A 14,781-nucleotide genomic window follows, 5' to 3' on the forward strand; every position below is an offset into this window, starting at 1 on the left:
GGACGATCTGATGAATTAGCCTTTATCATGCGAGATAGACTTTTAGTGCATCGTACTTGGGAATGAGCAACAACCAGTTTTCTTACCTGTGGCAACAATTATGCAGAATTTATAAATATATAATTTTATTTTCTCTATGTTTTGCTTTAACTGTTGGCTGCAATAATAATAAATCCTCCCAGAACAATGCCGTCGATAGCGATCGCATTTCTGTTGGCACAACCCTAAAACCCCGTACCTTAGATCCAGCCGATAATTATGAGTTAGCGGGATTAAACATTATTTATAACGTTGGCGAAAGCCTCTATACCTACAAACTGGGAACAACCGAAATCGAGCCATTGTTGGCAACGGCTATGCCACAAATCAGTGGAGATAGTTTAATCTATACTATTACTTTGCGTCAGGGCGTGATCTTTCATGATGGTGCTAAATTTAACGCCGAAGCGATGGTATTTTCTCTGCAACGCTTTATTGAGAATGGCGGAAAACCAGCCTTTTTACTGGGGGATGTCATCAGTAAAGTAGAAGCCACGGGAGAATATGAACTAAAGATTAGTTTAAAACAGCCCTTTGCAGCCTTTCCTGCGTTATTAGCTTTTCCTGGTGCTTGTGCAGTATCTCCTCAAGCATACAAAATTGGCGCAGGTGAGTTTAATCCCAATATCATGATTGGTACGGGAAAATATAAGTTAGGTCAATTTAAGAGCGATTCAATTAGCTTAAATGCTAACGATAATTATTGGGGAGACAAACCAGCTAATAAGGGCATTAATCTCCAGGTTTATGGAGGAAACTCAGCTAATTTATATAATAGTTTCAAAACTGGAGCAATAGACGTAGCTTACCAGTCTCTAGATCCACAACAAATTGATAAGTTGATTGATAGCGCGGAAAACGATTGGCAGGTAATCGAAGGTTCAGGCACAGTAGTTAATTATTTAGTTCTTAATCTCCAGCAAAAACCTCTGAATCAGCCAGAAGTACGTCAGGCGATCGCTTCAACTATTAAACGTGCTTTAATTAACGACAGGGTATTAAAAGGACAGGCAGAACCAATTTATAGCTTAATTCCCACAGCTTTTGATAGCTATAAACCTACCTTTGAAAAGCCCTACGGCGATGGTAATACGGCTAAAGCTAAAGAGCTACTGACCAAAGCGGGTTACTCTACTGAAAATCCTGCAATTATCGAAATTTGGCATCCTTCTGGTTCAATTACTCGCGGTATTGTCGCTGATACAATTAAAGCTTACGCAGAACAAGAGTTAGGGGGAATTATTCAATTTATACCTAATAGCGTTGAATCTGCCTCCTTTTTTAGCAACCTTAGTCAAGGAATATATCCTACTGCTTTAGTTGATTGGTATCCTGATTTCCTCGATCCAGACAACTACATCCAGCCATTTCTTAGCTGTAGTAAAGGTTCACCCAATGTTGGTTGCCAAGAAGGTGCAGCACAGAGTAGAGGTTCTTTTTACTATAGCGATCGCGCTAATCAGTTAATCGAGCAATCTCGACAGGAACAAGATCCGACTAAACGAGAAGCTATTTTTGGCGAACTACAGGAATTGCTGGCGCAGGATGTTCCTTATATTCCTCTTTGGCAAACCAAGGACTATGTTTTTGCCCAAAATGGGATCGACGGCGTAGCAATTAACCCTAGCCAAAATTTTCCTTTCTGGACAATTAAGCGCAACAATCAACCATCTTCTGCTAGCTAAATGAAACTGATTATTCAAATTCCTTGTTATAACGAGGAAGCAACTTTGGGGTTAGCTTTGTCGGAACTTCCCCGCCAGCTACCAGGTATAGATCGAGTCGAATGGTTAATTATCAATGATGGTAGTCGCGATCGCACCCTTGAAGTTGCTCAAGCCTGTGGTGTAGATCATATTGTTGATTTTAAGTCTAATCAAGGTCTAGCAAAGGGCTTTATGGCAGGAATTGAAGCTTGTTTGAAGGCAGGAGCAGATATTATTGTTAACACCGATGCTGATAATCAATATTGTGCTGAGGATATTCCTAAGCTCATTGCACCTATCCTCGAAGGTAGGGCAGAAATAGTCATTGGTGCTAGACCTATTCAAGAGATCGAGCATTTTTCGCCGCTCAAAAAATTCTTACAAAAGTTAGGTAGTTTGGCTGTACGCATCGCTAGCAAAACCAATATTCCTGATGCTCCTAGTGGGTTTCGGGCAATTAGCCGCGAGGCAGCTTTAAGACTAAATGTCTTTAACGAATATACCTACACCCTAGAGACAATCATCCAAGCTGGTCAAAGAGGTTTGGCGATTACCTCTGTGCCGATCCGTACTAACGGTTATTTGCGTCCTTCTCGGCTGGTCAAAAGTATCTCTACATATATAAAGCATTCGATCCTAACTATTGTAAGGATCTTTATGACCTATCGCCCTCTCCAATTTTTTATGGTTTTGGGAAGCTTACCTTTAAGCTTTGGGTTTTTATTATGCTGCCGTTGGTTATTGCTGTTTTGGGGCATTATCGGCGATAATCCTGCCAAACCTCGTGTTCCTAGCTTAATTTTGGCAGCAATCTTAATTTTAATTGGGGTACAGCTATTAATTTTTGGTTTAGTTGCCGACTTGATGGGAGTAAACCGCCAGCTACTAGAAGATATTCAACTACGGTTGAGACGCAATGAATTTAAACCACAAGACAGCGATCGAGTTAGTCAACAAGATACTATCTTGAAGTAGGTAGTAAATTTCAGCGTTGCTGATTTTAAATATAAAAGCAAGAATCCCTCCATTTTACTTACTCTAAAAAAGTAGGAAAGACGAAGGGATAAAGTAAAGACTTTAGTTACTTTGATTAAACTAATGCAGCAGCAGCAGCCTTAACTCCAGCTTTAGCATCAAAATCGTGACCAAGCTCAATTAAAGTTGCTTCAAGACAAGAAATCGCTGTTAAAATATCGCGATCGCTTACAAAGCCAAGATGACCAATACGGAAGATTTTACCCTTAAGATGATCTTGTCCTCCTGCTAGGGCGATATCGTATTTTTGGCGCATAGTAGATCTGATTGCTTCAGCATCATCAGTCATAATCGCCGTTACCGCCGTACTAGCTGCATTATCTGGTGCAAGTAGCTTTAACCCCATTGCTTGAGCAGCAGCGCGGGAAGCATTGGTTAAGCGAAGATGGCGGGCAAAGATGTTTTCTAACCCTTCTCTTTGCATCATTTGTAGGGCAATCTGCAAACCATACATTAAGTTGATGGGAGGAGTAAAAGGACTACTGTCTTTAGCGTTAGCTTTTTTGTACTTACCCAAGTCCATATAGAAACGAGGAAACTTGCTAGTTTCGTAAGCTTTCCATGCTTTATCGCTGACAGAAATAAAGCCCATCCCTGGGGGAATCATATAGCCTTTTTGTGAACCCGATGCCACTACGTCTAATCCCCAGTCGTCAATAGGAATGTTGTATGCACCCAAGCTGGTTACTGCATCCACAATAATTAAAGCCTCGTCGTGTGCTTTAACGTGCTTGTTAATAGTTTCCAAATCATTAAGTACACCCGCAGAAGTTTCTGAGTGGGTAATTACAACCGCTTTAATTTCCTTGTTGCTATCAGCTTCTAATTTAGTGCGAATTTCTTCTGTATCTAAAGGTGTCCCCCAATCAGCAGTAATACGCTCAGTTTGTAAACCAAAAGCTTCGCAAATCTGCGCCCAGCGATCGCCAAACTTACCATTAACTCCGACCAAAACGCGATCGCCAGGACTGAGGAAGTTAATCATTCCCGCCTCCATTGCTCCCGTACCTGATACGTTAAGGGAGAGTACTTCGTTTTTAGTTTGGTGTAACCATTTTAAATTCTGATTGATCTCAGCGATGATCTTACTAAAGTCACCACTGCGGTGTCCGATGGGGTGTTTGCCTAAAGCCATTAACACTTTCTCTGGAACTGGTGTAGGTCCAGGAATCATCAACATATGCTTGTCTTCCATGAAATCGTCCTTTATATTCAGCTAATCGAATCGTCCATTTTATCTTATGGCAAGGCGTGATTACATTTCTGAAAAAAATTAGTAAAAAAGCGAGATAGATAGGTGGTTGGACAAAATTAAATTCAACGTTGATGCTCAAAGTCAGAGGTCAGAGGTCAGAGGTCAGAGGTCAGAGGTCAGAGGTCAGAGGTCAGAGGTCAGAGGTCAGAGGTCAGAGGTCAGAGGTCAGAGGTCAGAGGTCAGAGGTCAGAGGTCAGAGGTCAGAGGTCAGAAAAGATTAACTGTAAATATTTCTGTCCATGTACTTAACAGATTGCAGTGACATTACCTAAAACATTAACTTTAGAAATTTGAGCAAAGTTGCACTGAGTAAAACCACAGTGGGCGCAGTAATTTCTCTAAGCTATCTTTGGATAAAAGTTTATACCTAGATAGTATTAAAACGATTAATTATGCGAAAACTAACGCTAACCTTAGCTATAATAACTTCTATTCTTACTTATAGTCAAAAATGCCTTGCCAATGATTTTCAAGAGCTAATTTCAGGTAAACAAGCACCTTTGACCAGACAATTAAAAGATTTAAATGATTCTTGGCGACAAGTAGCGATTAGCGGTCAGTATGAAATGGCAGACTTGATGAAGTCTTGGACTAGTATTTTTGGTGCTGATATCTATAACAATATTTACTACACTCAAGGTAAAACAGTTAAGGTTAACGATGAAACCTATGTAATTGCTTATCGCCTGGCATCTTCTGGCAAATCTTTGACTATTACTTCCCTTTTAAAAAATGTCATGGGTTCTGTGGCTGGTTTGACAGGTACTGATTGTGATTCAATCGGCTCTCCAGAAAAAATCACACCCGAAACTACCATCGCCCTATCTTTATTGAATTTAAAGACAATCGGTAGTTTAAATAATGTTCGTCCTTTTGATCTAGAAAAAGATTTAGCAATGCTAGAACAAGCCGAACAGGAGTCAAAAGCAGCTTGCGAGCAAGCAAAATCAGAGGCGGTCAACTTAGTCGAATCTAATCTCCAAGAATTAGGCAGTGCTTTGCAAAGTTATACTGACCAAAATGGAGGTAAATTGCCAGATATGAGTAGTCTTGAGACAGTCAAGCTGGCATTACAAGATTTTGTCTATGATGAATCTGTTTTCTACCATCCAGTAACTTTAGAACCTTATCAAGTCAATGCTTTTTTATCGGCTCAAAACTTAGACGATTTAGACAATGCGATGGAGATTGTCGCTTTTTATGAAGCTAACCCAGCAGCAGATGGAACTGTGGGAGTAGTCTATGCGGATGGTTTTTATCAAAGAATTCAACCAGAAGATTGGGAAGCAGTCAAACAAGCTTCTAAATTACCTTAAAAGGCAAACTAGAATTAAGAGATAAGATCTGTTATCAAGAAGAATTAAGACCAGGGTTATAGATCAATCATTTCATGAGAAGATAAGATACTGCTTTTGCAAAACGAATCGAGGTTTATAATAATGGCTCATCTTAGATTAGGCGATACAGCGCCTGATTTTACTCAAGCTTCTAGCATGGGAGAAATTTCCTTTTATGAGTGGGCTGGAGATAGCTGGGTAGTTCTTTTCTCACACCCTGCCGACTATACCCCCGTCTGCACAACTGAGTTAGGCGAAGTAGCCAAACTCAGATCAGAATTTGACAAGCGTAACGTCAAAACTATTGCCTTAAGCATTGACGATGCAGAGTCACACAAAGGTTGGGTATGTGATATTGACGAAACTCAAGGGACAAAACTTGACTATCCTATTTTGGCGGATGCTGACAAAAAGGTTTCTGACCTTTATGACATGATTCATCCTAATGCGGATGCTAAAGTTACTGTCCGTTCAGTATTTATTATTGACCCTAATAAAAAATTACGTTTAACTCTGACTTATCCCCCAAGTACAGGTCGTAATTTTCCCGAAATCCTGAGAGTAATTGATTCATTACAGCTAACAGACAATTATCAAGTTGCAACTCCTGTTAACTGGAAAGATGGCGAAGATGTGGTAGTTTCTCCAGCAATTTCTACTGAAGATGCTAAAAAGAAATTTCCTAAAGGTGTTGAGGAAATCAAACCTTACTTGCGGATGACTCCCCAGCCTAATAAATAGAATCAAATGATTAATTGAAGGTTGGTTATTACAATAATTAACAAGGGTAGGTGAAACCTGCCCTTTTTTCATCTTTACTATAAGTAAAAAATCTCTTAGAAAACGTCTTAGTAAGATAAGTAAAAGAACTGATTCTCAAGAAACAAGGGCTTTAATTCTTGAATTGTGCAAAATACAAGAAAGATCTTCAAGCGAATTAAAGTCTTTATTAAAACGCAAACGTAAATATTTATTAGATCAATATCTTAAACCTTTGATTAACGAAGGTTTCTTAGAATATACAAATCCAAACAATCCTTATGATCTTACTCAAGCTTATCGTTATAAAAAAACTGAAATGTAAATAACAAAGTACTTCTATCAACGTCGTAGGAACTGCCAACTAGCAGTATATTGAATCGATTACGCTACAAAAACTATTTTCGGTTTAATTTTCAATACGTCGTTGCGTTCAATTAAAATGCTAATTCCCAAAAAAGTACCTGTTGCTGAGTAGATAATTATGTAACTATCTATATCTAATAATGATATTTCTTTGCTACTTGCTGTAGCTTGACCTAAATCTATTAATTGCCCTTGACAAAAGAATTTTGAGTCCTCATCTGTCAGGGTTACAGAATCTAAATGAGTAAGTAGCAAACTAGGTTCAATCAAACTAAAAGTTTTTTGTTGCAGTTGGCTTTCTATCTCTTCAAAAGTAATACTGTTATCTAGCTGCATCCCACAGCTTTCAGTACGGATAAGGTTTGCTAAAGTACCACCTACGCCTAAATGTTTGCCCAAATCTCGCGCGATCGCTCTAATATATGTACCAGGACTACAGTTAATATCTACCTCTAGTTCGTAAAAGCGATCGTGATAGATATTTAGTAGTTCAATTTTGCTAATTGTTACCGTCCTAGATTCGATTTCAATCTCTTCTCCTTTCCTTGCTAATTCATAAAGCTTTTTGCCGTTTTTTTTGATCGCGCTATAAATTGGTGGCACTTGTTCAATTGTGCCAATAAAATTATTTAAGCTAGAAACGATCTGCGATCGATCTAGATTTACTTGCTCGACGCTTTGAATTACTTCTCCTTCTAGATCATCGGTAGTTGTCGTTATCCCTAGACGAATCTTAGCGCGATAAGCTTTTGGTGCAGGTAAAAACTGTAGTAGCCTAGTAGCCTTGCCTACTGCTATGGGCAATACCCCTGTTGCAGCAGGATCTAAAGTTCCACCATGACCGATTTTTTTAGTGTTTAGTAATTTTCTTAGTTTGGCAACGCAATCATGGGAAGTAAAGCCAGCAGGCTTATGCAAATTTATAAAACCAAACATTTAAACTAAAGCTCTTATTGATTAAAAGTTTATTTTCTTAGGTCGATGCCCATTCCCTCTCGGCGTACTCTTAAATCGTAATAAATTACGGCTTTAACTGATTGCCATAGAGGAAGTATAAAAGCACTAGCCCCTAAAACAAAAACAATGTATAATAAATACCCAATTCCTGCTAAAGCAGAATTATTTTCTAATGCAGTACCAATGATTAGCTGTAAAACTACACTCAGTATATTAATCGCAATGCCGATTGGCAGACTAATTAGAAAAACCAAAAACACAATAATCTGAATTCGCCCTACAGCGCCTTTAGTTAATTGCCAACTTCTTTTTATTGTATTAGTAGCATTAGCATTTTCTTCTATTGCCAAAGGTAGCTCAACTAAAAATAGTTTGGAAAAAAGCCAAATGATGCCAAAAATAAATAACAAAATAGCAGCTACTGACACTAAACTAATAACAACTGTTCCTAAGACTCCAAAAGAACTTCGGTTAGACAAAGCTCCTGCAATTCCCAAGGCAATAACCATAATCAAACTATAAGGAATGATTGCCCCAAACAAAATGAGACCGACTAAAATTCCCGCAATCAAAAAACTCCACATCCTAGGATTAACATAGCGTTGAGCATCTCTAACTGTTTCTGGTTGTTCGGCAACTTCTTTAAATGCTAGACGAGAAATAATTCCCGTCATGGCTGAAAATTTTGCCAAACCATAAATAGGCACCAAGATCCATAAGTAGCCAAAAAATGCTAACGTAAAATACTTTTTAAAATTATCTCGATAGATACGCAAACCTGTACTAACTACATTACCAACGCTTAAAGGCTTCATAATTTATAATTCACTCCTAGAGATTGTTAAGCAGTGTTGCTACACCCTCAATTTATTTAGTAAGCAAACACTACTAATTTCTATTTTTCCCTGAAAGGCAGAATTAATCACTGTGATTGTTATGCTTCAAATTGGTATTACATCAAACCAACTAAAAATTTAAAACTTTTAAAAATGGAATAAAAATCTTAAAGCAACGATTCTCAACGATTTTGTTGGCCGAAGATGCTTATGATATTTTAAGACAGTCTTGATTACTGCGGTTATCTACAAAGAAAAATAAAGCAATATGGCACGTAGCTCCTTACAGTTAAATAGTGAATGGGTACCAAAAGTAGAAGAATCTTTAGCCACCAAGCAATTAACGCAACGAATAATTGCCGATCGCCTGAATATATCCCGTTCATCAGTCTCCAAATTTATTAATTGTAAGCCGATCGCCTTAAATACTTTTATTCGTCTCTGCCAAGAATTAAATCTTGATTGGAATGGTGCGTCTCAACCAGAAAGAGAATGGAACGATCGGCTCGCCAGTTTTAAATTCAAAAATGAGGATTTTAAAGTAAATCCAGGGGGACAAATATCTCCAGAAGAAATAGTCGGTAGAGAAGAACTAATCGCCAGTCTTTGGGACAGATTAAGTCAACAGAGCCTTATTTTCAGTGGTGAGAGGCGGATCGGCAAAAGTAGCATTCTCAAAAAAATGACCGCCGAAGCACCCCCAAATATGCTGCCTATCTATCGCGATTTAGAAGGAATTAGAACGCCGATTGAATTTGTCGAGGCGGTTTGGCAAGATACGGAAACTTACCTTAGAGAAGCTGGCAAAGCTAGACGAGTTAGAGAGTTTGTTAGTGAATTAGTTGGTGCTTACTTTAGCGGTTATCAGTTTCCTGATGTAGCAGCAGCACATTGGAAAACTTTGTTGACTAAAACAATTGAAGATTTAGTATCTTTGCAAAATAAACAGGTAATCTTGATTTGGGATGAGATGCCTCATTTGTTGGGCAATTTTAGCGATGATGCAGCTATGGAAACTTTGGATATTCTGCGATCGCTGCGCCAGACTTATCCTGATATCCGCATGATTTTTTCTGGCTCGATTGGTCTACATCACATCATTAAAAACTTGCAGAAAGCAGGCTATAGCAACGATCCTACTAATGATATGTATCCCATCGATGGTCAACCACTATCTTTGGAGGCTGCAACTCAACTAGCTATCAATCTACTTGCAGGGGAAGATATAGCCATCGACTACCCTCAAGAAATAGCTGAGGAAATTGCTCTAGCGGTGGACTGCATTCCCTTTTATATCCATCACCTGGTCAATCAGCTTAAAGATATTGAAGGAGAAATTACCTTAGAAGATATTAAGAATACCGTAGTTGAATGCTTGCGTAATCCTCTCAACCTTTGGAAACTCGATCATTACCGCGAGCGAATTGATAATTACTACAGCGATGATCAAAAACTCTATGCTTTAGAAATTTTAGATATTTTATCAATTAACCCACCTACACCCTTTTCAAAACTATGGCAGTATCTTAAAACAGAACCAGATACTAAGGATAAAGAAACCGCTAGAAATGTCTTAAGGCTGTTAATGAAAGATTACTATGTAGTTCAGGAAGATAATTTATCTGGTAGTACCTATACCTTTCGTTATCAACTGGTGCAAAGATACTGGCAGCTTTCTAGGGGTTTGTAATAGTTTTACCCCGAAATCCTGCTTGTATTCATAAAGTTTGTATGTCAAAACTGCGTAGATGGATTCTACAGCAGACTGACAAAACTACTTAAAACCGCGTAAATTCTCGGACAAAATAGGTTTTAAAGTTCCGTATGTCCTCGGTTATTTATATTATCTTTAAAAACATAAGATTAATAAACATTCTGAAATTATTTTATTAATCAGTATATGTCTTATTCTTATAGTACGTTAGTGTCCGATTCTCTACAGATTTCTCAAGATTTGCTTAGTGATTTTGCTAAAAGTAACGATTTCACCTCAAGTATTTCCTCTGTTTTTGGCGATAGCTTAAATCCGACTAAGGTAGAAGAATTAAAAACCCGATGGAGTGCGGCAGATTTTAACGATTTACCCGCAATAGAAGTGCGCTCTGCTAATGAGATGAACGGTGCTTTGGGTGCCTATGCCGCTAAAACCGACACGATTTATCTGTCAGAAGCATTTCTGCAACAGGCAGATAAAGCTGCCATATCAGCCGTGCTGTTGGAAGAAATTGGACATGGAGTAGATGCGCGGCTAAATGCCATAGATACTCCTGGGGATGAAGGTCATATTTTCTCTGCGGTTGTGCGGGGAGAAACTGCGAGTGCAGAGCAGATGCAGGCACTTCGGACTGAGGATGACACGGCGACGCTAATGTTGGATGGGCAAGCTGTGGATGTAGAAATGGCGAGCAAACAATATTCACTAAGTAATAGTGGCACTTGGGAACAAGCTCAAGCCCAAGCACAGAACTTGGGAGCTAATCTCGTCACAGTCAACAATGGCGCAGAACAACAGTTTTTAGTTAATACTTTCGGTGGTACTGAAAAATTTTGGATTGGCTTAACCGATAAAGTCCAAGAAGGAGCTTTTAAGTGGGCAAATGGCGAACCCGTAGGCTATACGAATTGGAATAGTGGCGAGCCTAATAATGCGAACAATGAAGACTATGTAGCAATGAACGAGGGCTCTGCTGGAAAGTGGAATGATTTTACTGGAAGCCAATCCTTACGAGGCATCATAGAAAAAGAGGTAGAGGTAAGCTCTGGATATTTACTGAGTAAGAGTAACACTTGGGTAAATGCTCAAGCCGAAGCACAGAGCTTGGGAGGTAATCTCGTTGCGATCGCCGATGACAAAGAACAGCAATTTTTAGTTAAGACTTTCGGTGGTACTGAAGAATTTTGGATTGGCTTAACCGATAAAGACAAAGAAGGAACTTTTAAGTGGGTAAACCCCGAACCCTTAGACTATACGAACTGGTATTCAGGCGAGCCTAATGATGCTGGGGGTAATGAAGACTATGTAGGAATGAACTTTGGCAAGCCTGGGCAGTGGAATGATGGTAGTGGAAGCGGATCCTTCAGAGGGATTATCGAAATTATTGATAATGTTAGTTTCCTACCATCTACCAATGCAGGAGAGCCGTCTACAAATGGTGAATTCAAGCTTTCCTTGAAGAACGCTTTACCAGGCGATTTTTTCGTTCCCTACACCGTTAGCGGTACGGCAACTGCGGGAACTGACTATCAGCCTCTTTCTGACAGGGTTGTCATACCTGCTGGTGCTACTACTGTATCCATTCCCGTTAACGTCATCGACGATTTCGTTGACGAAGATACGAAAACTATTACTCTACAGTTAAATGGAGGTAAGCAACAAACCATCGAGCTAACAGATAACGACACGGCAGGTATTACAGTTATACCCACATCGGGTACGACCACGGAAAAGGGAGGTCAGGCGAGCTTTGGGTTCAAACTCAACAGCCAACCTTTGTCTAACGTTACGATTGACTTTAGTAAGAATTCAAATGAAGGAGTTCTATCTAATTCCTCTCTTACCTTCACCCCTGATAATTGGAATAGCCAACAAACTCTTACGGTTACGGGTCAAGACGATAACGTTATCGATGGCGACCAGACCTACACCATCAACGCTTCAGTAGTTTCTGTTGGCGACTCCAAATATAGCAACGTTAGTGTCTCCGCTCTTTCTGTTACCAATATTGATGATGAAAACTCTCCTCCCACTGTCGCCAAGCCAATTAATAACCAAACTGCCAAAGTCGAAACGGCTTTCAACTTCCAATTTGCCCAGGATACCTTTAACGATATAAATGGAGACAAGCTTAACTACACCGCTACTTTAGCCAATGGCTCAGATTTACCAAGCTGGCTAAGTTTCGATTCCGACACTCGTACCTTTAGCAGCACCAGCAACCCTACTGCTAGCGATGTCAAGCTTCTCAAAATTAAAGTTACTGCCAATGATGGTAGAGACTTGGTTAGCAACAACTTTAATCTGCTTGTCGCCGATACCGTAATTAATGAGGAGAATCAAGGACGAGGAACTCCTAATAATGACGCTATTGCTGGCGGTACTGGTAAAGATATCATTCGTGGTGCTGATGGCGATGATATTATCACTGGTAATGATGAAGACGACAGGCTGCACGGCGATGGTGGCAGTGATGTCCTCGATGGCGGTAGCGACAACGACTTCCTTGAAGGCGGTACGGATAATGATGACATTAGTGGCGGTACGGGTAATGACCTTCTTTTAGGGGAAACAGGTCAAGATACCCTCACTGGAGGCGACGGAAATGATGCCCTGATGGGTGGCGACGGAAATGATATTCTCGATGGCGGTGCAGGTGGCGATCGCCTGGGCGGTTTTGCGGGTAACGATGTCTTCGTCCTCACTAAAGGAGATATAGAAAATATCATCTACGACTTTGAAGATAATAGCGACAGCATTGGCTTGGAACTGTCTAGTTTCACTAATAAGTCCGTGGCAGATATCTTGAGTAACGACGAACTAACCATGACTCAAAACGGTGCTAATGTCGCGCTCAACTCTGAAGGCGCTTCACTTGCCACCGTCTACAACGCCAACATGAGCGATTTTACCGCAGCAGACTTTATCAGCATTTAAATTTCTCTGGCGGTGCAGATCGATCGCTTTACTGGACACTTTTCTTGAATACCTTGCTCTACTACCAATTACTAACAACCATGAAAAACATCCAACTTCTAACTCTAATCGGTACAACTTTGGCAGGAATCTTACATAGCACTGCTGCCCAAGCTTTTACTTTTTCTCTGAATAGTTCTAACTCTGGCAGTGGCATTTTTTCTTATGATGTTACTCTAGCTGCTAATGAAACTCTCAATCCTGGCGATCCTTTGGCTCTGACAGGTTTGGCAGGAGTAACAAATGTGACTGCTAACAGTAATCCTTATTCTCCAGCATCTTTAGACAGTTTTGATGATACTTCCGCTAATTTTATAGCTTCTGGTACGTTTACTGGTTCTCAAGTTTTTGCCAATGCCATCTCTTTAAATTCGTTCAGTCCTACGGGTAATATTAATTATTCGGCTTTCTCTAGCGGTACTGCTGGAGGTAGTTTTGCTGGCATTACCCAAGGTCCTGTGGATGCGACTGCGGTTCCTTTTGAGCTTTCACCCGATCTTGGTATCTTTACCATTTTTGGCATTGTTGGGCTAAATTACTATCGCAAGAAGTTTAAATCTCAAAAGTAGACTGGATCGTAAATATGAATGATTAAGATTGTGTAGGGAGTAAATTTTGCTCCCTAGATTTTTTTCTCGTTCTTCTTTTTGGCTTGTACAACTCTAGACTCAATCTAGCGAGCGCCTGATTCATGCAAGAGGTCTAATGAACGATTGGTGTGAATCAAAAGGGAATACCTTTTTAAGAGTTAAGCGTTTGTCATTATTGTCATAAAATTGTCATAAAACTGTAATGACGTTGAAATAATTATCTGTTAAATTGGTAACAATTAAAACCTGATTATTTTAGAAAACTATAATTATGAATAATGACGTTAGCATCTCTCCTTTGGCTTTAGAAAATGACATTATCTGTTTGTCAACCTTAACCTCGGCATTAGACCGTTTGCGTCTTCAATCAGATTCTCTAAAAGAGTCTTATCTCCAAGGAAAGCCTTATCCTCATTTAGTTATTGATAATCTTTTTGAGCCTGAGACACTCAATCGCATAGTGGCAGATTTTCCCAAATCAAAAGATAGAAACTGGATAGTTTGGGACACTGCCCATGAGTTAAAAACTACTTCTAGGGGTATTGATAATCTATCAATGTTCACGCAGTTGTTCTGTCTCTGGCTGAATTCCAAGGATTTTATTCGTGCCATTGAAGAAATTGTCGGTGTAGACAACTTGGTTGGCGATCCATTGTTTTTTGGAGCAGGTTTACACGAAATGTACCAAGGTGGTTGGTTAGAAATGCACGCTGACTATACCAAGCATTTTTCTTTACCATTGATGCGTCGCTTCAATCTATTGATTTATCTCAATGAAGATTGGGACAGTAGTTGGGGAGGAGAATTAGCACTACAAAACCCTCATGATCCTCAAAATCGGGTTAGTTACCCCCCCTATTTTAACCGCACCATTATTTTTCCCACTACTGCTAAAACTTTCCACGGCGTACCCACTGCTTTGACTTGCCCTCTAGATCGTAGCCGTAAACTACTTTCAATTTACTATTGGTCACCCATACCCATGCCTTTGTGGTCAAAAGCTGGCACTCCTTTACTTTGGGCATCACAACAAAAGAAAGCTCTTAAAAAAATGTTGGGCAAATAAGCTTAAAGACTAGATGGTTACACAAAAATTGACGTTGGCAAAAGGATATTTTGAACAAAATATCCTTTCTTTCAGTTGGTTAATCCCAGAATTTTCACCTTTTTTAAGGCACGCAGGTTCTTAATAACTTAGCTGGCGCACTTAC

The 14,781-nt window shown here is 39.6% G+C and carries 12 protein-coding genes; 9 read left to right on the forward strand and 3 right to left on the reverse strand.

Going from position 1 to position 14,781, the window contains the following annotated elements; all coding sequences use genetic code 11:
• Positions 1–62: 62 nt before the first annotated feature.
• Both SLP02_RS09730 and SLP02_RS09735 read left to right on the forward strand, forming a co-directional pair.
• Positions 63–1,724, forward strand: coding sequence for an ABC transporter substrate-binding protein (locus SLP02_RS09730; protein WP_319420459.1), 1,662 nt, complete (start codon positions 63–65; stop codon positions 1,722–1,724).
• Positions 1,725–2,720 carry a glycosyltransferase family 2 protein gene (locus SLP02_RS09735; protein WP_319420460.1) on the forward strand — a complete coding sequence of 332 codons (996 nt, stop codon included), beginning with the start codon at positions 1,725–1,727 and terminating at the stop codon, positions 2,718–2,720.
• A gap of 115 nt (positions 2,721–2,835) precedes the next feature.
• On the opposite strand, the gene SLP02_RS09740 is transcribed toward SLP02_RS09735, so the two are convergent.
• Positions 2,836–3,975 (reverse strand): pyridoxal-phosphate-dependent aminotransferase family protein, encoded by a 1,140-nt coding sequence (locus SLP02_RS09740; RefSeq protein WP_319420461.1) that lies wholly within the window; start codon positions 3,973–3,975, stop codon positions 2,836–2,838.
• 452 nt (positions 3,976–4,427) lie between these two features.
• Here SLP02_RS09740 and SLP02_RS09745 point away from each other — a divergent pair, with 452 nt between their 5' ends.
• The 3 genes from SLP02_RS09745 to SLP02_RS26595 all read left to right on the forward strand — a co-directional run bounded on the left by SLP02_RS09745 (position 4,428) and on the right by SLP02_RS26595 (position 6,456).
• Positions 4,428–5,351: a hypothetical protein gene (locus SLP02_RS09745; RefSeq protein ID WP_319420462.1), complete on the forward strand. Its 924-nt coding sequence runs from the start codon at positions 4,428–4,430 to the stop codon at positions 5,349–5,351.
• Between the two features lie 123 nt (positions 5,352–5,474).
• Positions 5,475–6,113, forward strand: a complete 639-nt coding sequence (locus SLP02_RS09750; protein ID WP_319420463.1) for a peroxiredoxin — start codon at positions 5,475–5,477, stop codon at positions 6,111–6,113.
• 163 nt (positions 6,114–6,276) lie between these two features.
• Positions 6,277–6,456: a Fic family protein gene (locus SLP02_RS26595; RefSeq protein WP_413467153.1), complete on the forward strand. Its 180-nt coding sequence runs from the start codon at positions 6,277–6,279 to the stop codon at positions 6,454–6,456.
• Positions 6,457–6,515: 59 nt separating this feature from the next.
• Here the strand turns inward: SLP02_RS26595 and truB are convergent, their stop codons facing one another.
• Positions 6,516–7,433, reverse strand: coding sequence for a tRNA pseudouridine(55) synthase TruB (gene truB, locus SLP02_RS09755; protein ID WP_319420464.1), 918 nt, complete (start codon positions 7,431–7,433; stop codon positions 6,516–6,518).
• Positions 7,434–7,462: 29 nt separating this feature from the next.
• Positions 7,463–8,269, reverse strand: coding sequence for a DUF975 domain-containing protein (locus SLP02_RS09760; RefSeq protein ID WP_319420465.1), 807 nt, complete (start codon positions 8,267–8,269; stop codon positions 7,463–7,465).
• Between the two features lie 289 nt (positions 8,270–8,558).
• Between SLP02_RS09760 and SLP02_RS09765 the strand changes: the two genes are divergently transcribed.
• From SLP02_RS09765 to SLP02_RS09780, 4 genes are all read left to right on the forward strand, one after another.
• Complete coding sequence (locus SLP02_RS09765; RefSeq protein ID WP_319420466.1) at positions 8,559–9,980, forward strand: AAA family ATPase; 1,422 nt, start codon at positions 8,559–8,561, stop codon at positions 9,978–9,980.
• A 210-nt stretch (positions 9,981–10,190) separates the two neighbouring features.
• Entirely contained in the window at positions 10,191–12,941 is a 2,751-nt protein-coding gene (locus tag SLP02_RS09770) for a lectin-like protein (RefSeq protein WP_319420467.1), read from the forward strand.
• A gap of 80 nt (positions 12,942–13,021) precedes the next feature.
• Positions 13,022–13,549, forward strand: a complete 528-nt coding sequence (locus SLP02_RS09775; protein ID WP_319420468.1) for a PFE-CTERM domain-containing protein — start codon at positions 13,022–13,024, stop codon at positions 13,547–13,549.
• A 292-nt stretch (positions 13,550–13,841) separates the two neighbouring features.
• Positions 13,842–14,636, forward strand: a complete 795-nt coding sequence (locus SLP02_RS09780) for a 2OG-Fe(II) oxygenase (protein WP_319420469.1) — start codon at positions 13,842–13,844, stop codon at positions 14,634–14,636.
• The last annotated feature ends 145 nt before the right edge of the window (positions 14,637–14,781 follow it).

The sequence above is a fragment of the Pleurocapsa sp. FMAR1 genome (genome assembly GCF_963665995.1).
Taxonomy (GTDB): domain Bacteria; phylum Cyanobacteriota; class Cyanobacteriia; order Cyanobacteriales; family Xenococcaceae; genus Waterburya.

What these genes read in the sequence shown, in the direction of transcription:
- SLP02_RS09760 (WP_319420465.1), bottom strand. Translation starts at nt 8,269, where the DNA reads ATGAAGCCTTTAAGCGTTGGTAATGTAGTTAGTACAGGTTTGCGTATC.
- truB (WP_319420464.1), bottom strand. Translation starts at nt 7,433, where the DNA reads ATGTTTGGTTTTATAAATTTGCATAAGCCTGCTGGCTTTACTTCCCAT.
- SLP02_RS09750 (WP_319420463.1), top strand. Translation starts at nt 5,475, where the DNA reads ATGGCTCATCTTAGATTAGGCGATACAGCGCCTGATTTTACTCAAGCT.
- SLP02_RS09745 (WP_319420462.1), top strand. Translation starts at nt 4,428, where the DNA reads ATGCGAAAACTAACGCTAACCTTAGCTATAATAACTTCTATTCTTACT.
- SLP02_RS09765 (WP_319420466.1), top strand. Translation starts at nt 8,559, where the DNA reads ATGGCACGTAGCTCCTTACAGTTAAATAGTGAATGGGTACCAAAAGTA.
- SLP02_RS09770 (WP_319420467.1), top strand. Translation starts at nt 10,191, where the DNA reads ATGTCTTATTCTTATAGTACGTTAGTGTCCGATTCTCTACAGATTTCT.
- SLP02_RS09775 (WP_319420468.1), top strand. Translation starts at nt 13,022, where the DNA reads ATGAAAAACATCCAACTTCTAACTCTAATCGGTACAACTTTGGCAGGA.
- SLP02_RS09780 (WP_319420469.1), top strand. Translation starts at nt 13,842, where the DNA reads ATGAATAATGACGTTAGCATCTCTCCTTTGGCTTTAGAAAATGACATT.
- SLP02_RS09740 (WP_319420461.1), bottom strand. Translation starts at nt 3,975, where the DNA reads ATGGAAGACAAGCATATGTTGATGATTCCTGGACCTACACCAGTTCCA.
- SLP02_RS09730 (WP_319420459.1), top strand. Translation starts at nt 63, where the DNA reads ATGAGCAACAACCAGTTTTCTTACCTGTGGCAACAATTATGCAGAATT.
- SLP02_RS09735 (WP_319420460.1), top strand. Translation starts at nt 1,725, where the DNA reads ATGAAACTGATTATTCAAATTCCTTGTTATAACGAGGAAGCAACTTTG.